Source organism: Devosia sp. LC5, from assembly GCF_000735585.1.
GTDB lineage: Bacteria > Pseudomonadota > Alphaproteobacteria > Rhizobiales > Devosiaceae > Devosia.
This window is the reverse complement of the sequence record NZ_JNNO01000017.1, coordinates 1-17,968: the sequence shown is the minus strand read 5'-3', so window position 1 is coordinate 17,968 and position 17,968 is coordinate 1. Positions and strand designations below refer to the sequence as shown.

15 protein-coding genes and 1 tRNA gene are annotated in these 17,968 nt (G+C 63.5%); 12 read left to right on the top strand and 4 right to left on the bottom strand.

All coding sequences use genetic code 11. The features are described from left to right. Nucleotides 1–6 precede the first annotated feature (6 nt). The 9 genes from FF80_RS10700 to FF80_RS10655 are packed head-to-tail and all read left to right on the top strand — an operon-like array spanning nucleotide 7 to nucleotide 9,541. Nucleotides 7–1,257 carry an ABC transporter ATP-binding protein gene (locus tag FF80_RS10700; RefSeq protein ID WP_035100144.1) on the top strand — a complete coding sequence of 417 codons (1,251 nt, stop codon included), beginning with the start codon at nucleotides 7–9 and terminating at the stop codon, nucleotides 1,255–1,257. Then, complete coding sequence (locus tag FF80_RS20985) at nucleotides 1,254–2,813, top strand: glycosyltransferase (RefSeq protein ID WP_052153413.1); 1,560 nt, start codon at nucleotides 1,254–1,256, stop codon at nucleotides 2,811–2,813. The genes FF80_RS10700 and FF80_RS20985 overlap by 4 nt, the downstream gene beginning before the upstream one ends. Beyond that, entirely contained in the window at nucleotides 2,810–3,769 is a 960-nt protein-coding gene (locus FF80_RS10685; protein ID WP_035100140.1) for a polysaccharide deacetylase family protein, read from the top strand. Before FF80_RS20985 ends, FF80_RS10685 begins: the two co-directional genes overlap by 4 nt. Continuing rightward, nucleotides 3,762–4,631: a glycosyltransferase family A protein gene (locus tag FF80_RS10680; protein WP_052153412.1), complete on the top strand. Its 870-nt coding sequence runs from the start codon at nucleotides 3,762–3,764 to the stop codon at nucleotides 4,629–4,631. Before FF80_RS10685 ends, FF80_RS10680 begins: the two co-directional genes overlap by 8 nt. After that, nucleotides 4,632–5,534 (top strand): glycosyltransferase, encoded by a 903-nt coding sequence (locus tag FF80_RS10675; RefSeq protein WP_052153411.1) that lies wholly within the window; start codon nucleotides 4,632–4,634, stop codon nucleotides 5,532–5,534. Further along, nucleotides 5,531–6,448: a glycosyltransferase gene (locus FF80_RS20980; protein ID WP_052153410.1), complete on the top strand. Its 918-nt coding sequence runs from the start codon at nucleotides 5,531–5,533 to the stop codon at nucleotides 6,446–6,448. Before FF80_RS10675 ends, FF80_RS20980 begins: the two co-directional genes overlap by 4 nt. Next, complete coding sequence (locus FF80_RS10665) at nucleotides 6,445–7,443, top strand: glycosyltransferase (RefSeq protein ID WP_052153409.1); 999 nt, start codon at nucleotides 6,445–6,447, stop codon at nucleotides 7,441–7,443. Before FF80_RS20980 ends, FF80_RS10665 begins: the two co-directional genes overlap by 4 nt. Then, a complete protein-coding gene (locus FF80_RS20975) occupies nucleotides 7,440–8,474 on the top strand; it encodes a Gfo/Idh/MocA family oxidoreductase (RefSeq protein WP_052153408.1) in 1,035 nt (344 codons plus the stop codon). The genes FF80_RS10665 and FF80_RS20975 overlap by 4 nt, the downstream gene beginning before the upstream one ends. Continuing rightward, nucleotides 8,471–9,541 carry an NAD(P)-dependent oxidoreductase gene (locus FF80_RS10655; protein ID WP_035100139.1) on the top strand — a complete coding sequence of 357 codons (1,071 nt, stop codon included), beginning with the start codon at nucleotides 8,471–8,473 and terminating at the stop codon, nucleotides 9,539–9,541. The genes FF80_RS20975 and FF80_RS10655 overlap by 4 nt, the downstream gene beginning before the upstream one ends. Here FF80_RS10655 and FF80_RS20970 read toward each other — a convergent pair. Together FF80_RS20970 and FF80_RS10645 are read right to left on the bottom strand one after the other, a co-directional pair. Then, nucleotides 9,523–10,590 (bottom strand): glycosyltransferase family A protein, encoded by a 1,068-nt coding sequence (locus FF80_RS20970; RefSeq protein WP_052153407.1) that lies wholly within the window; start codon nucleotides 10,588–10,590, stop codon nucleotides 9,523–9,525. The two genes, FF80_RS10655 and FF80_RS20970, sit on opposite strands and share 19 nt — an antisense overlap. Before the next feature lie 314 nt (nucleotides 10,591–10,904). Continuing rightward, nucleotides 10,905–10,978, bottom strand: a tRNA-Gln gene (locus FF80_RS10645). 235 nt (nucleotides 10,979–11,213) lie between these two features. On the opposite strand from FF80_RS10645, the gene FF80_RS10640 reads away from it, so the two are divergent. Next, entirely contained in the window at nucleotides 11,214–12,407 is a 1,194-nt protein-coding gene (locus tag FF80_RS10640) for a Ppx/GppA phosphatase family protein (protein WP_244445754.1), read from the top strand. After that, nucleotides 12,400–13,140, top strand: a complete 741-nt coding sequence (locus FF80_RS10635) for an RlmE family RNA methyltransferase (RefSeq protein WP_035100138.1) — start codon at nucleotides 12,400–12,402, stop codon at nucleotides 13,138–13,140. Before FF80_RS10640 ends, FF80_RS10635 begins: the two co-directional genes overlap by 8 nt. Nucleotides 13,141–13,172: 32 nt before the next feature. On the opposite strand, the gene FF80_RS10630 is transcribed toward FF80_RS10635, so the two are convergent. Continuing rightward, nucleotides 13,173–14,558: an MDR family MFS transporter gene (locus FF80_RS10630; protein ID WP_052153405.1), complete on the bottom strand. Its 1,386-nt coding sequence runs from the start codon at nucleotides 14,556–14,558 to the stop codon at nucleotides 13,173–13,175. Between the two features lie 27 nt (nucleotides 14,559–14,585). Continuing rightward, nucleotides 14,586–15,986, bottom strand: coding sequence for an MFS transporter (locus FF80_RS10625; protein ID WP_035100137.1), 1,401 nt, complete (start codon nucleotides 15,984–15,986; stop codon nucleotides 14,586–14,588). Between the two features lie 274 nt (nucleotides 15,987–16,260). Between FF80_RS10625 and guaB the strand changes: the two genes are divergently transcribed. Continuing rightward, a complete protein-coding gene (gene guaB, locus FF80_RS10620) occupies nucleotides 16,261–17,763 on the top strand; it encodes an IMP dehydrogenase (protein WP_035100136.1) in 1,503 nt (500 codons plus the stop codon). The last annotated feature ends 205 nt before the right edge of the window (nucleotides 17,764–17,968 follow it).

Genomic DNA, 17,968 nt, shown 5'->3' with positions numbered 1-17,968 from the left:
CCGCTCATGCTGCCGGCAATCGAAGCTCGTGACATCGCCAAGCGCTATCGGTTAGGCCACAATGGGGGGGCCTCGACCATGGCGGAACTGCTTGGCGCCACCGCCGCCTCCATGCTGCCAGGCAAGCGGGGCAAGTCCGCGGGCAATGGCGCAGAGGACTTCTGGGCGCTCAAGGGCGTGTCATTCGAAATCGCCCCCGGCGAGGTCGTCGGCCTGGTGGGGGAGAACGGCGCCGGCAAGAGTACGCTGCTCAAAATCCTGTCTCGCATAACGCCACCGACGCGGGGGTCGGTGAATTATCGCGGCCGGATCGGCTCATTGCTGGAAGTCGGCACCGGCTTTCATCCCGAACTGAGCGGGCGGGACAATGTCTATCTCAGCGGCGCCATTCTGGGCATGCATCGGGCCGATGTGAAACGGCATTTTGACGAGATCATCGACTTCTCCGGGGTCGAGGCCTTCCTTGATACGCCGGTGAAACGCTATTCCAGCGGCATGTATATGCGGCTTGCTTTCGCAGTGGCCGCCCATCTCGACACCGATATCCTGCTGGTCGACGAGGTGCTCGCCGTGGGCGACTACAAGTTCCAGCAGAAATGCCTCAATCGCATGGACTCCATCGCCCATGACGGGCGCACGGTGATTTTCATCAGCCATAGCCTCATCGCCATCCAGGCCATCTGCCGGCGCGCCATATGGCTCGACCGCGGCACGATAGCGGCCGATGGGCCGACCGCCAGCGTCATCGCGCGTTATGCAGGAACTGAACACACTGCCGGCGGGATCGCGCGCGATTGGCCCGATGCGGACAAAGCGCCGGGCAATGCCTCGATCCGCCTGCGCAATGCCCGGGTCGAGGCGGTCGGCGCTGAGCCGGGCGCGCCGATAGATGTGCGGCAGAGCTTTGCCATGAGCTTTGAATACGACAATCTGCGCGAGGGCGCCCATCTCAATGCGGGCCTCGTGGTAACCAACGAGGACGGTGTCGTGATTTTCGACGCCGGCCCCAATGAGGAGCCGGTCGCAACGGCAGCCGGCCGCCGACGCGAGCGGTGCGTGGTGCCCGGTGATCTCATGAATGACGGCACCTATCGGGTGTCCGTGGAGCTGCGCGACCGGGGCGAAGTGCTGCTGTCCATCCCCGATCTGCTCACCTTCGAAATTCTCGACAATCCGTATGGACGCTTCGGCTGGTACGGCAAATGGGAGGGCGCCGTGCGGCCACGGCTGGACTGGACGAGCGAGAAACTCACATGAAGGTTTCCGTCATCGTCACCACCTATAACCACGCCAGATATCTGGGAGAGGCCCTTCAGAGTATCCGTGCGCAGACCCGTTCCGCCGGTGAAATCATCGTTGTCGACGATGGTTCCGGCGACCACCCCGAAACGGTCGTCTCCGAATTTGCCGGCGTGGAGATCATCCACCAGCCCAATCAGGGCCTGTCTGCGGCGCGCAACACCGGGCTCAGGGCCGCGCATGGCCGCTATATCCTGTTCCTCGATGCCGATGATCGTCTCACCGAAATTGCCCTCGAAACGCTGGTCCGCCGCATCGAAGCGCACCCCGATTGCGGCTTCGTCTATGGCGCCTACCGGCTATTCGGCACCGAGCCCGACTGGCGCAAGGAATGCGCGTTGCGTCCGATCGGAAGGGACCCTTACCAGACATTGCTGACGCAGAACTGCATCGGCATGCATGGAACCGTACTCTACCGGCGGGATCTGCTGGCCGCCATTGGCGGCTTCGACACCGCGCTGCCGGCCTGCGAAGACTATGACGTCTATCTGCGCATGGCGCGTGACCATGCCGTCAGTTGCGGCCCCGAAGTGCTGGCCGAATATCGCCAGCACGACAGCAACATGTCGTCCGACCTCGCCCGCATGAACAAGGCGGTCCGCCTTGTGCTGAACAAGCAGAAGGCAATTGCCGGCACCAACCCGCTCTGGAAAGCGGCCCGGCAGCGTGGCCTGCGCTATTGGTTCGACTATTATGGTTCAGCGCAACTAAACCGCCTCAAAGCCTCCGTCAGGTCAGGCCGGCGGGTGGGCAAATCACTCTCCCAGACCGCTTCGTTCATGCTGCCGTTTCCCGGCGCGGCAAGCCGGCTCATTGGCTCCGATCTCCGGCGCTTCATGCGGCGCCGGACCAAGCGCGATAGTCCGGCTGCGCGTGGCCCCTTTTCGGGGCTCGGCACCGAACGGGTCAGTACCGAATTTGGCTATGATCGCGGCAAGCCGCTCGATCGGCATTATGTCGAGGACTTTCTGGCGCGCCATGCGCAACTGATCCACGGGCATGTGCTGGAAATCGGCGATACCTCATACACCGTCCAGTTCGGCGGCGATCGTGTAGTGTCAGCACAGGCATTTCACCGCTTCGCCGGGCAGCCCGGGGTAACCTATGTCGGGGACATATCCGGCGTACATAACCTGCCAGACGACACCTTCGACTGCATCGTCCTCACCCAGACGCTGCACCTGATCTTCGACATGCCCGCAGCCATCGCGACGATCTGGAAGGCATTGAAGCCCGGCGGCTCCGTCCTCGTCACCGTTCCCTGGATCACCTCGATCGATAAGGGTGAGTGGAATACGATCTGGTATTGGGCCATCTCGCCGGCCGGGCTGCGCAAGCTGCTGGAAACGCGGTTCGCCGCTAGTGACATTGCCGTCAACGCCTATGGCAACGTCCTTGCGGCATCGGCCTTTCTCTATGGCTTTGCCGAGCACGAAATGCGCCCCCAGGACCTCGATGTGGATGACCCGCTCTGCCCGGTCATCGTCGCGGCCAGTGCCAGGAAGGCGCTATGAGCGCCCGCAGCACATTGGGCGGAATGGCGCGGACTGTCCGTCGCCTGCTGGGCGGCGAGCGCCCGCTGATCCTGATGTACCACCGCATTGCCGATCTCGACCACGACCCTTGGGAGCTGGCCGTATCGCCGGACCGGTTCGCGATGCAGCTCCAGATTCTGCGTGCCAGGCGCGACATCGTCCCCCTGTCCTGGCTGGTGGAGCGCCTCGAGCGGGGACAATCCGCGCCCCGCGCTGCCGCCATCACTTTCGACGATGGCTATGTCGACCTGCTGGACAATGCCAAGCCTTTGCTGGCGCGCTATACCTGTCCGGCCACCGTTTTCCTGCCGCCCGCTTTTGTCGGCCAGCCTGGCGGTTTCTGGTGGGACACCCTGACCCGGATTTTCCTGGCAACGCCGGACCTGCCGGCGCAATTGACGCTGGACCACGACGGCAAGAGTCTAGCCTGGGATGTACGAACCGACACACGCCGCAAGGTCCACGACGAAGTCTGGGCCGCTCTCAAATTCATGGGCGACACCGAGCGGGCAGGGCACCTTGCCACCCTGGTGGCATGGGCCGGCATTCCCGCTGATGCCCCCGCCAGCGATCGCTGCATGACCGAGGAACAGTTGCGGGCGTTTTCTCAGCCGGGCGTTCTCGACTTCGGCGCCCACACCATGAGTCATCCATCGCTGCCCCATCTAGCTGCGCCAGCACAGGCCGAGGAAATCAGCCGCAGCAGCAATTGGATCGTGGAAACACTCGGCATCGAACCCCAGGGGCTCGCTTTTCCGTTCGGCGATTACAACAAGGAGACACTGGCCGCAGCGCGATCAAGCGGCGTGCAGTTTGCCTGTACGACGGTTGCGGATGCCATAAGACGCCGCGCCGATCGCTTTGCCCTGCCGCGTGTCGCCATCGGCAATCTCGACACCGCCAGTTTCGAACGTCTGATCGCCAGTCATGGTTGAGCCCCGGGTCACCGCCATCATCATCGTCTATAATGGCGACCGCTATCTGGCCGAGGCGATCGACAGCGTGGTGGCGCAGAGCTTCCCCGATTGGGAATTGATCATCGCCGACGACGGCTCCAGCGACCGCGGCCTCGAAATCGCCCGCGATTACGCCGATCGCCACCCCACCCGCATCCGCAGTATTGCCCATCCCGATAGGGCCAATCACGGCATGAGCGCCACGCGCAATCTGGGCATCGCCGCTGCCCGGGCCCCGCTGATCGGGTTTCTCGATTGCGACGACATCTGGCTGCCGCACAAGCTGGCCGAACAGGTGGCGTTGCTAGACCGCCACCCCGACGCCCAGATGATCTATGGCCGCACCCTGATCTGGCATTCCTGGCGAACCGGCCAGGCGGCCGATGACTTCTTCTACGATCTCGGCACCGCGCCGGACCGCATCGTGGTGCCGCCCGGCCTGCTGACTATCCTGCTGGAAAACCGGAGCCAGACGCCCACGACCTGCAATGCGCTGATGCGCAGCACTTTCCTGCGTGATCTGGGGGGCTTTGAGAGCCGGTTTCGCGGCATGTTCGAGGATCAGGTATTTTTCGCCAAGGCCCTGCTGGAGGCGCCGGCCTACATTTCCTCGCGCAATTGGGCCCATTATCGCCAGCACAAGGAGAGTTTCTCGGCCAAATCTGCCGGCAGCGGCGGCGATGCCCGGGCGCATCTGGCATTCCTCCTCTGGTTCGCCGGATATGTTGTTCGCCGCGCACCGGCACAATTGAACGTGCTCGCTCAGATTGCTCGCCTGGGGGCCCAAACGTGCTGGGCCATGATCAAGCCTCGCCGCCCCTCCTGGCTGAGGGCCCGCTAGATGCCAAAGGTCTCCATCATCACCCCGGTCCTGAACGCCGAGCGCTTCCTGCTGGCGGCCATTGCGAGCGTCCTGGCCCAGACCGAGACCGACTGGGAGCTCCTGCTGATCGATGACGGCTCGACCGATGCCAGCCCGGCAATCGCCGCCGCCGCGGCCACCGGCGATGCCCGCATCCGCACGGTCTCGCGGCCCGCCAATGCGCGGCACGGCGCCGCCGCTGCACGCAATGCCGGCCTCGCACAGGCCAGGGGCGAGTTCGTCGCCTTTCTCGATGCCGACGATCTTTACGAGCCGCAAAAGCTCGCAACCGAACTTGCCCTGCTGGATGCCCATCCCGAAGCTGCGATGGTTTATGGTCCCACGCTATGGTGGCGCGACGGGGAGCGGCCCTGGCGCTGGGTCGAACCGATGCAGCGGCAGGCCAACCGCCTGCATAGGCCGCCGGCACTGGTCTCCAAAGTCATCCTGTCGCTCGATTGGCATGTGCCCTGCACCTGCGCCGTACTGATCCGCCGCTCCGCCATTGCCGAAACCGGAGGCTTCGAAGAGCAATTCACCCTCTACGAAGACCAGACGCTCTGGACCAAGCTGTTCCTGCGCTATCCGGTCTTCATTCACGACCGCTGCCTGTCGCGATATCGCCAGCACGAGCACTCCGTGTCCGCCGAGGCGAGCAAGTCCGGGCAATATCAGCGCCATGCCGAGCATCGCTCCCGCGCTGCTTTTCTCGATTGGGTCGCGCAATATCTGGGTGGCAAAACGGCCCTGAGGCGGGCCTTGCGGCTCGCGCGGGCGCCCTATGCCCCACCCGGCCTGCAGCGCAGCGCCGACCTTGCCTATCTGCGCGCCAAGCGGGCGACGCGCCGCGTTGAGCGCTCCATTCGCCGGTGGCGGCAATGACGCTCGTGACCGCGCTCATCGTCACCTACAATCACGCCGGCTTCATCGCTGCGGCCATCGATAGCGCACTTGCCCAGCAAACAAATTTCGACGTCGAGATCATCGTCAGCGAGGACGCCTCCACCGATGGCACAAGAGCAATCGTCGAGGACTATGCAGCCCGCTTCCCCGACCGCATCCGTCTGATCCTCTCGGACACCAATCTGCGCAGCAACGAAACCGTGGCCCGCGGCCTGCACGCTGCCCAAGGCGAGTTCGTCGCCCTGCTTGACGGCGACGATTGCTGGACGGCCACGGACAAACTGCAGCGGCAGGCCGATTTCCTGCTGAACAATCCCGACTGCGCCGGCCATTTCTTCAATGCCAGGATCATCCGGGACAGGGCGCCGACCGACACCCTCTGGACGGCCCAAACCCAAGCCCGCCGCGTCGATCTGGCGCAGATCTGGCATGGCAATCCCTATGCGACGGCTGCGGGAATGCTGCGCCTCGCCCCGATCCGCACGATACCGGCCTGGTATCACGGTTTCTTCCCACGCACCGATTGGCCGCTCTATATCCTCTGCGCCATTTCGGGCCCATTGGCGTTCGATCCAGAGCCGGTTGCGCTCTACCGGCTGCATGAAGGCGGCATGTTCAGCCCGCAATCGGAGTCCAGCAAACTCGACAGCACCTTCGCCTTCCTCACCAGCATGGATCGATGCCTTGGGGGCCAATATCACGACATGGCCCGCGCCGGATGCTCACGGTTGTTCTACGATTGGGCCGAGGATTATCTGGACAAGGGCCAGCCGCAGCTATCGCGGCGGGCCTTCGCCTATGCCCTTCGCGGCGGCGGCGTAGGTCGTGCCGTGCCATGGGGCGCATTCGGCCGGCTCGGCCTGCGGCTCGCCAAAGCCTCGGTGCTTCGATGAGCCGCGCTCCCATCCTCGATATGCGCCATCGTGATGCCGTGAGCCGGCCTCCGTCCGACCAGCCTGTTCCGTTCTGGTCGGTGATGATCCCCACTTTCAACAGCGGCGATTATCTCAGGCAAACCCTGACGAGCGTACTGGCGCAGGATCAGGGACCCGAGCGGATGCAGATCGAAGTCATCGACGACGCCTCCAGCCGGGACGACCCTGCCGCCATTGTTGCCGGGCTTGGCAATGGCCGGGTTCAATTCACCCGCCAGTTGCGCAATGTCGGTCACATCGCCAATTTCCACACTTGCCTTCAGCGGGCCCGCGGGCAGGTGGTGCATTTGCTGCATGGCGACGATCTGGTCGAACCGGGTTTCTACGAAGCGCTGGAGCATGGCTTCCACGCCGTGCCCGAAATTGGCGCGGCATTCTGCCGGACCCGCTTCATCGATGACGACGGCCGCGATCTCGGCATGACCGAGCAGGAAGAGGACCATGCCGGCCCGCTGCCCGACCAGCTGGCGCGGCTGGCGCGGGAGCAGCGCATCATGACGCCGTCCATCGTCGTGCGCCGCAGCGTGTATGTCGCGCTCGGGGGCTTTGATCAGCGTCTCGCCTGCAGCGAGGATTGGGAAATGTGGGTTCGCATCGCCGCCCGTTATCCCGTCTGGTACGAGCCCCGGCCGCTCGCAAAATACCGCATGCATCTGCAATCCAATACCGGCCGCCACATTCGCTCGGGCGACGACATGGCCTATACCCGCCAGGCCATCGAGATTTTTGCCGGCTATCTCCCGCCGGCAACACGGCAGGCCGTCATACCCTTGGCAAAGCGAACCTATGCCCGCGCCTCGCTTGGCATGGCAGATCGCATGCTGCGCCTGGGCGATATACCGGCTGCGCGCGCCCAGCTCTGGCAAGCCATCCGCCTCGACGCCTCGCCATCCATTGTCTGGCCCGCCATCAAAATCATGGCCCGAACCCTGGTGGGAGCGCCCCAACCATGATCACAACACCGGCAAACATCGCCATCGCCGGATGCGGCGCCGTCAGCACGCTCTATTACGCGCCCGCCCTCGCCATCCTGCAGCAAAAGGGCCGGATTGGCCGCATAACGGCCTTTGATCCCAACGCCGCACAGGCTCACGCCTTTGCCGGCCTGGTTGGTGGCACCGAGGTGTCCCAAACTTTCGACGACCTATTGGCCTTGCCCGCCGATCTGCTGATCGTGGCATCCCCTCCCATGGCCCATGCCGATCAGGTCATTGCCACCTTGAATGCCGGAAAGCACGTGCTGTGCGAAAAACCGCTCGCCATTGGCAGCGCCCAGGCGCGGCAGATGATCGAGGCTTCTGTTCGCAATAACCGGCTTCTGTTCGTCGGCCACGTCCGCCGGCAGTTCCCGGCGACCAATGCCATCCGCGATATCGTGCGGTCGGGGCTATTGGGCCAGATTTCCGCCGTCACCTGCTTTGAAGGCGGCCCGTTTTCCTGGCCCATTTCCGGTTCGGGATATTTCTCCCGCGCATCCTCCGGCGGCGGCGTGCTGCAGGATATCGGAACCCATTGCCTGGACCTGCTGATCTGGTGGCTCGGCGAGCCAGACACGATTGCCTATGAGGACGACGCGTTCGGCGGCGTCGAGGCAAATTGCCTCGTCACGTTGGATTACCCTGGCTTCCAGGCCAAGATCCGTCTCAGCCGCGATTGGGCTCAGCCTAATATTTACCGCATCGTGGGGGCCGGGGGCTGGCTGGAATGGCCGGTGAATGATGCACGCAATTTCCGCTTCGCTCTGTCGGGTGGCGACACCGCCGACACCCAGATGCGGGCGCCGCAAGGCGATGATTTCCACCAGGCCTTTGCCAGGCAGATCGAAGCCGCGCTGGATGGCAGCAGGAACGCCGTCAGCGCCGCCGATATATTGCCAGCCATCGCCCTGATCGAAACCTGCTACGCCAATCGCGCCGCGATGACCCTGCCATGGTTGGGCCCCGGCGAACGCGCCCGTGCCCGCGCGCTGTCGAGGCCATCATGACCGACCGCATCGCCATTCTGGGCGCCGGAGGCTTCATCGGCAATCGCGCCGTCGAAATGCTGACCCTTGGCGGGCAATATGAAGTCAGGCCCGTAGTGCGCAGCGCGCAATCGCTGGCCTTGGCCAGCCGGTTCGCGCTCGATGGCCGCATCGCGGACGGCCGCGATGAGGGGGCACTCCGAGCCGCCTTTGCCGGCTGCACCGCCGTCATCCATGCCATGGCCGGCGATCCGCAAACCATTGTCGCGGCAATCGAGCCGGTCTATCGGGCTGCCGGGGCCGCTGGCGTCAAACGCCTGATCTATCTCAGTTCCGCTTCAGTCCACGGGCAATCCCCCGCGCCTGGCACGACCGAACAAAGCCCGCTCTCGGACCGCCAGCCCATTGAATACAACAATGCCAAGGTGCGCGCCGAACGGCTGCTGATGAGCTTGCGGCAACAGGGAAATGTCGAAATCACCATCCTGCGCCCCGGCATCGTCTACGGGCCGCGCTCCTATTGGATCGGCGGTTTTGCCGACGAATTGCTGGCCGGCGACGCTTATCTCGTCGATGGCGGCGCGGGCATATGCAACGGCATCTATGTGGATAATCTCATCCACGCCATGACGCTTGCCCTCATATCCGGCTCGGCAGACGGCGAAGCCTACCTGCTTGGTGACGCGGAAACCTACTCCTGGGCGGAATTACTGCGACCGGTCGCTGACGCCTTGGGCTTCTCACTTGACGAGCTGCCCCAACCCGGCATGGAGCGGCCCCCCGGCCTCATTGCCCGCCTGCAAACCATGCACCAGCTGCGTCGCGCTGCGCGAGCCCTGCCGCGCCCACTCAAGGCAGCATTGCGGGCCGGTTTTCGTGAAATGGCGGGCGGCTCCGCAAAGCCGGGCTCCGGCCCCAAGCGGGCGGTCGCCAGCCTCGAACGAAGCCTGCTGCATCGCTGCGCCTGCAAACTGCCGCACGGCAAGGCCGCTATCGAACTGGGCTACGCACCCATCGTCAGCTTCCCCGAAGCACAGCGCAGAACGCTGGGCTGGCTGGAATTCGCTGGCTATCCTGTCACCCGCTGAAGCGCGCCTTGCAGGTGGGCATAAGCAATGTCGCGGGGCTCGACTTCATCCAGAATACGCCGCAAATGCGGGCTTAGACCGGTCGCGGCATTCTCATCTGCTGCGTAATCCGCGAAGGGCCGCCGCTCCTTGTCCACCTCGGTCGCACCCTTGCGCGTCTGCTGGCGATGCATCACGTAACCCAGGCCGTCCGCGAGCGAGGCCAGGTTCGCGTCCTTCGTCCAGTCGCCGAGCAATGCCGCTGCCTGGCGCCAATCGCCCTCTGCCAGCACTTTCAGCCCCAGAAAAAACTGGTGCTTCTTATAGGTGGCGCGGGCGGTGGTCGCCAGTTCCGGCAATTCCTGCTCCACAATGTCGAGCGCCAGCAGCCGCGAGCGCAGCATGACGCCGTCATCGTTGGACATGGCATCGGCCCGCTTGCGATAGCCGACGAGATAGCCGTCATCCAACGCGATCTCGCCAAGCATTGCCAGCCGGATTTGAAACAGGAAGTCCTCACAGCCCTGCGCGCCGCGCTCCTTGAGCCGCCGATCATAGCCGCCCACCTGCAGCGCGTCCGCCCTGCGGAACATGATGGCGCTGCCATTGCCCACCGCATTGAACGCGGTCAGGCGGTGACATGCCCAGCCGGCGAGCGTCGCCCGCGCAATCGTCTTGGTGACGGCACCGCCCTCGTCGATATTCCGCCGGCTGGAATAGACCAGCGAGACCTCCGGCCGTGCCTCCAGAATTGCCAATTGGCGCGATAGCTTGTCAGGATGCCACAGATCGTCGGCATCGATCGGGGCAATATAAACCGCCCCCGCCGCCTCAATCCCCACATTGCGGGCTGCTGCCACCCCGCCATTGCGCGTCGAGATCACGCGGATACGCTGGTCCTGCGCTGCCAGCTGCTGGGCAATGGAACGCGTACCATCAATCGAGCCGTCGTCGACGACAATGATCTCGATACTGGAAAGCGTTTGAGCGCGAACCGATTCGACAGTTTCCGGCAGAGTGGATTCTGCATTATACGCTGGTATGACTACGGAGATTGCTGGCCTGTGCAATTTGCAACCGCGATGCTGTCGTTCTGAACCATTGTCTGTACCAGCAATATTTCAAATCCGCTTGAGAATGTACTGATTTCACTGGGCCAAGCCGATCGGAAGACCTGCCACCGTTTTGGGTCACATGCCGCTCCCAGTATCAAGCAGGCCTTTCCTGCAGAGCCAAATCCGCGCTTAGCGCCAACTCCTCCGGGCACTAAAGCAGATCATATCGCCAGCACCGCCCGACCAAGCCCGGGGCAAGCACCCGAAGCGCCCGCCGAACCTCACTTCGAGGCGGCGTGCGGGACCCTGTACGACGTTTACAAGAAATTTGGCTGGGGAACCTGGATTCGAACCAAGATTGACGGAGTCAGAGTCCGCTGTTCTACCGTTGAACTATTCCCCAGCATGAGCCGGAAGGCCGGTAAGCGCGGGCGGTGGGCGAACCATCTCGTCGGCGCGGGGTCTGCATAGACAATGGTGGCAAAGATTGCAAGCGCCTGTGATGCGCCTTTGCCCTGCTATCGTTTGGATTGCGCTTCCGCCCCCCTTGCTCTACCGTCTTCTCGACACGCAATGACAGTGCGTTCGGGCGCGATCGGCTAGTCCGGTTCCGCGACCGCGCACGCTAGGAGACCATAGTGACCGATGCTGATCGGTCCGTTGCCGCGGTTTCGTCACTGGACGAAGAGGTGGCAGTCCGAGCCCCATCTGGCCTTGCACAGATGGGAAGGGCAGGGGAGGCGCCGCCTCCAGGGCCCGGAGCGGACCAGCGGACAAAGCCCGCCCCCAATCCGTCCCGCAAACACCGCGGCCCCATCTATGCGGCGCTTGATCTGGGCACCAATAATTGCCGCCTGCTGATTGCCCGCCCGCATGATCATGGTTTTCGCGTGCTTGATGGCTTCACCCGCATCGTGCGGCTGGGCGAGGGCGTTTCAGTCACCGGGCGCCTGTCGGATGCGGCCATGGAACGCACCATAGAAGCGCTGCGCCAGTGCCGCAACAAGCTGCGCGAGCATCAGCCCGCGCGCATGCGCCTGATTGCCACCGAAGCCTGCCGCGCCGCTGAAAATGGCCCGGCTTTCCTCGTCCGCGTCAAGGAAGAGCTGGGGCTCGATCTCGAGATCGTGGATCGTCGCACCGAGGCCGAATTGGCCGTGACCGGCTGCGCCGATCTGATCGAGGGCACGGCGCAGGGCGCTTTGATGTTCGACATTGGCGGTGGTTCGTCCGAACTCGCCTGGCTCGATTTCCGCGGTGGAAGGCCAAAGTCGCAGGGCCGCATGTCGGCCTCGATTCGCTCCTGGCAATCGCTGCCGGTGGGCGTGGTCTCCATTGCCGAAAAGTTCGGCGGCGTCGATGTTACGCCGCAGATTTTTGAGGCCATGGTCAGCCATGTCTCTGAGCATTTACGCCAGTTCCGCGGCCGCGAAAAGTTGCGCCACATGATCGGCACCCATCCGGTGCATCTGATTGGCACTTCGGGGACGGTAACGACTCTGGCCGGGCTGCATCTGGGGCTTGAACGCTATGAGCGGCAGAAGGTCGATGGGCTATGGATGAAACGCGGCGAGGTCGACCAGACCATGAAAGTGCTGCTCGGCATGCCATTCGAGCGGCGCGTCGCCCATCCCTGCATAGGCAAGGACCGGGCCGATCTGGTCCTGCCCGGCTGCGCAATTTTCGAGGCGATCCGCCGCGAATGGCCCACCGAACGTGTGCGTGTCGCCGATCGCGGCCTGCGTGAGGGCATTCTGATCTCGCTGATGGACGCCGACCGTACGCGCAATCGCGCATCCCGCTACCCGTCGCGAAGGACAGGCAATGGTTGATAAAGCTCTCGGCACGGGCGGCCGCAAGTCCGACAAGGACCTCAAGATCCGGGTGAAATCGGGCAAGGGGCGCACCGTTTCGTCCACCAAATGGCTGCAACGCCAGCTCAACGATCCCTATGTGGCGCGCGCCCGCGCCGAGGGTTATCGCTCGCGCGCCGCGTTCAAGATCAAGGAGATGGACGAAAAGCATAAGTTCTTCCGCAAGGGCATGCATGTCGTCGATCTGGGCGCGGCGCCTGGCGGCTGGTCGCAGGTGGCGGCCAAGGCCACCGGCTCCACCGACGCGCACCCGCTGGTCGTGGGCATCGATTATCTGGAAATGGACCCCATTCCCGGCGTCATCCTGCTCAAGAAGGATTTCACCGAGGAAGACGCGCCCGCCATGCTGATCGAGGCCATGGGCGGCCACAAGGCTGATGTCGTCATGTCCGACATGGCCTGGCCGACCACCGGCCATCGCGGCACCGACCATCTCCGTATCATCCACCTGATCGAGATCGCGGCGGCCTTCGCGCTCGACGTGCTGGCGCCCAATGGCGTATTCATCGCCAAAGTGTTCCAGGGCGGCACCGAGCATGAACTGCTGCACATGCTCAAGCGCCATTTCAAAACCACCATGCACGCCAAGCCCCCCTCCAGCCGTTCGGATTCGGCCGAGGCCTATCTGATTGCCAAGGGCTTCAAGGGCAGCAATGACACCGTGCCCGGCGACGAGGAATACGACCGCTAGGCTCAGCTGGCCATTCAACTTGCTCCCAAGGCTCAATGCAGGTGTGGACCGCCCAGCAATTGGTGGCCCGCATTCTTGGGCAGGCGCATGAACATCAGCGTCGAGACGCCGCACACAGCTGCCACCACGTAGAAGGCGATGTGGAAATCCGATAGCACCAGCTCGCCGCCACCGCGCAGCTTGTGCGCCAGTTCCAGCACGCCGCCACCCAGCGCCACGCCCATGGCGAACATCAGCTGGCCCCAGACCTGGCTGATCACATTGGCCTGGCCGGCATCCTTGTCCTCGATATCGGCAAAGACGAAAGCATTCGAGCCGGTCCAGAATGTGGATTGCCAGAAGCCCACAAACACCAGAATGGCCAGGATCAGCGGCATCCAGGTGTCGGGCTGGTAAAAGCCCATGGCCAAAATGCCAAGCGTGGAAATCGCTGTCGAAACGACCAGCGGATATTTGAAGCCGTAGCGGGCGAAAATCCAGTTGGCGACGAATTTGGCCAGCAGCGCCCCGATGGCCCCCGAAAAGGTCACCATGCCGGATTCGAACGGCGTCATGCCGAAATTGAGCTGCAGCATCAGCGGAAACAGAAACGGCGTCGCCCCCTGGCCGAGGCGGAAGAATGTGCCCGCCACCACCGCCACGCGGAAATTGGGAAAGGCCAGCAGCCGCAGGTCGAGCAGCGGGTATTCCGTGCGCAGCGCATGCCTTGCATAGACCACGCCCAGCCCGATCCCGATGGCCGCCGCGACGGCTCCATAGATCGGTGGCAGCGCCGGCAGGCTCACCACGGAACACCCGAAGGCGAACAGGGCAAAGGCCGACCCGGCCAGCACAAAGCCCTTGCCATCGATGCGCCGCGGCGCATTGCGCTGCTCATTGGGCAGCACCAGGCCGACCAGCAGCATGCCCATTATGCCGATCGGCACATTGATGAAGAAAATCCAGTGCCAGGAGAAATAGGTGGTGAGAAAGCCCCCGAATGGCGGCCCCACGATTGGCCCGATCAGCGCCGGTATGGTCAGCCAGGCCATGGCGTTGACCAATTGATGGCGCGGTGTCGCCCGCACCAGCACGAGCCTTGCCACCGGCCCCATCATGGCCCCGCCCATGCCCTGCACGAACCGCGCTCCAACGAAGGCGGCAAGCGAGTCCGAAAACGCACAAGCCACCGAGCCGATCATGAACACCAGCATAGCCACGCGGAACACGTTGCGCGCGCCGAACCGGTCGGCCATCCAGCTCGAGATCGGGATGAAAATGGCCAGCGCCACCAGATAGGCGGTCAGCGCCAGCTTGAGCGAAATCGGATCGGTGCCGATATCGGCAGCGATAGCCGCGAGCGAAGTGGCGATAACCGTTGAGTCCATGTTTTCCATGAACAGGGCGGTGGCAAGAACAAGCGGTGTGATGCGCGACAATTGCTGAACACCGGACGAAAAGCCCGGCTACTCCTTGCTGGCGGCGAGTGCCCCATGACCTGAAACATTGCTGCCCGCATCGGCCGGCAGCCTGAAATAAACAATGCTGGCAAACGCGCTGAGTACGCCCACCACGACAAAAGCGAGCTGAAAATCGACTAGAGAAAGCGCATTGCCATGCAGCCGCGTGCTCAATTCCAGCAGCCCGCCAGCCACCGCCACGCCAAAGGCGACGCTGAGTTGCTGCGCCACTGCGACAATGGCGGTTGCCTGGCTGGCCTCATCGTCGCTGATATCGGCATAGCCCAGTGCATTGCTGCCGGTGAAAAATACCGACCGCAACACGCCACCCAGCAGCAAGACGCCCATCATCACCGGCACCCAGGTGTCAGGCGTGAACAGGCTCTGCGCGGCGATCAGCAGCCCACCCAGCAGCGAGGCCCAGCCCAGGGCGCGGGGAAAACCGAACCGCCGATAGACGCGCTCGGCAATGAACTTGCTGGCAATGGCACCAATGGCCGAAACGAAGGTAATGGCGCCCGATTGGAACGGATTGAGCCCAAATCCCAATTGCAGCATCAGCGGCAACAGGAACGGTACGGCGCCGACGCCAATGCGGAACAGCGATCCGGCGGTGATCGAACTGCGGAACAGCTTGTGGCGCAACAAGGCCGGGTCGAGCAGCGGGAATTCGGTGCGCCTGGCATGCAGCAGATAGAGAATGCCCGCGGTTACCCCGACGGCCAGCGTCAGATAGCCATAAATCAGCGGCAGGGCCGGCAGGCTCACCACCGACAGCCCGAACACGGTGCCGGCAAAGGCAATGCTGGCGAGGATAAAGCCCACGAAATCGATCGGCCGCGGAATGCGTCCATCGGGCACTTTGAGGAAAATCCCGGCGAGGATGATACCGGCAATCCCGATCGGAATATTGACCCAGAAAATCCAGTGCCAGCTGAGATAGGTGGTCAAAAATCCGCCGATCAGCGGCCCCGTCACCGGCCCCAGCAGCGCCGGCACCGTGAGCCACGCCATGGCATTGACCAGTTCATTGCGCGGCGTCGATCGCACCAGCAGCAGGCGCCCCACCGGCGTCATCATCGATGAGCCAATGCCCTGGAAGAATCGCGAGATCACGAAGGTCTCGAGCGAATAGGAAAACGAACAGGCCAGCGAGCCCAGCATGAACACAAAGATGGCCAGCCGGAAGATGTTCTTGGCGCCGAATCGGTCGGCCATCCACCCGCTGATCGGAATGAAGATGGCGAGCGCCACGAAATAGGAGGTCAGCGCCAGTTTGAGCGAAATCGGTTCCGTGCCGATATCGGTGGCAATCGCGGGCAGCGATGTTGCGATGACGGTCGAGTCCATCTGTTCCATGAACAGGGCGACCGCCAGAATGAGCGGGGTAACGCGGATCGGAGACATTGCACCGGGGGAATCTTGTATGGCTGTGAACCAGCCTACAGACTATGAACGCCTCGGCGTCCCCTGCAAAGCCCAGCCGCGCATTTTTGTCGCGCTCAGAGGGCATTGGCCCGCCAATGGCATTCGAGCCATGCGCTGGTGGACACGCGCACCCCCTATGCAAGTCGGGCGCCCGGTGCTATTGACCCTCGCCAACCTGAACCCGGCGCCTGTCTCTCGCCCGGTTCACACTCCTTCATCTCTGTGCTCCACAGAAGTCCGGAAAGGTCTGGCCTTGGCGAAGATTATTACCACCATCACCGGCGACGCTGCGCTGACCTTCGACGACGTGCTGCTCCAGCCCGCGCGCTCGGACGTTCTCCCCACCGAGACCGATATTTCGACCTATGTCACCAAGGACATAGCGCTCAATCTGCCGATCATTTCCTCGGCCATGGACACCGTCACCGAAAGCGCCATGGCCATCGCCATGGCCCAGGCCGGGGGGCTCGGGGTCATTCACAAGAACCTCACCGCCGAGCAGCAGGCCGAACAGGTCCGCCAGGTCAAGAGCTTCGAATCCGGCATGGTGGTCAATCCCATCACTATCGGCCCCGATGCGACCCTGGCCGATGCGCTCTCGCTGATGCAGGCCAACCGCATTTCGGGCATTCCCGTGGTCGAAAACGGCGGCAAGGGTGGCCGCGCCATCGGTAAGCTCGTGGGCATTCTCACCAATCGCGACGTGCGCTTCGCCTCCAACCCGGCCCAGCGTATTGCCGAGCTGATGACGCATGAAAACCTCGTTACGGTGCGCGATGGCGTCTCCAAGAACGAAGCCAAGGTGCTGCTGCACAAGCACCGCATCGAAAAGCTGCTTGTCGTTGATGCCGATGGCCGCTGCACGGGCCTCATCACCGTCAAGGACATCGAAAAGGCTCAGCTTAATCCCAACGCCGTCAAGGACGCCCAGGGGCGCCTCCGCGTCGCTGCCGCGTCCACCGTGGGCGATCAGGGCTTCGAGCGTTCGCTGCAACTGATCGATGCGGGCGTCGACCTGCTCGTCATCGACACCGCCCATGGCCATTCCGTCCGCGTTGCCGAGGCCGTCGAGCGCGTCAAGCGCGAGAGCAATTCCACCCGCATCGTTGCCGGCAATGTTGCCACGGCCGAGGCCGTCAAAGCGCTGATCGACGCGGGCGCTGACTCGGTCAAGGTCGGCATCGGCCCCGGCTCGATCTGCACCACCCGCATCGTCGCGGGCGTCGGCGTGCCGCAATTGGCCGCCGTCATGGCCTGCGCCGAAGAGGGCGCCAAGCAGGGCGTTCCGGTCATCGCCGATGGCGGAATCAAATTCTCCGGCGACATGGCTAAGGCATTGGCCGGCGGCGCTTCTTGCGTGATGATCGGCTCGCTCTTGGCCGGCACCGACGAAAGCCCCGGCGAGGTCTATCTCTACCAGGGCCGCTCCTACAAATCCTACCGTGGCATGGGCTCCGTCGGCGCCATGGGCTCCGGCTCGGCCGACCGCTATTTCCAGCAGGACGTGCGCGACCAGATGAAACTGGTTCCCGAAGGCATTGAAGGCCAGGTGCCCTACAAGGGCGCTGCCGGCGCCGTGCTGCATCAACTCGCCGGTGGCCTGCGCGCCTCCATGGGCTATACCGGCGCCCACGATCTGCAGGAGTTCCGCGACAATTCCGTCTTCGTCAAAATCTCCGGCGCCGCCCTCAGCGAAAGCCACGTCCACGACGTGACCATCACCCGCGAAGCACCGAACTACCGCAGCGGGCGGTAAGGCCTCCCTGGCAGGGGCACTCCGGACTCCCCCACCGTGTCGATTGACACTTGAGGGCCGATCTCTCCTCCCCACCGTTCTCCCTCGGGCTCGACCCGAGGGCCACTGACCGCTTGCGCCGGACCAGATAGGCCCTCGGATCGAGCCCGAGGCAGACGCGGTGATATTGGGAACAGCGGCGGCCCCGATCTATCCACCTTATCCC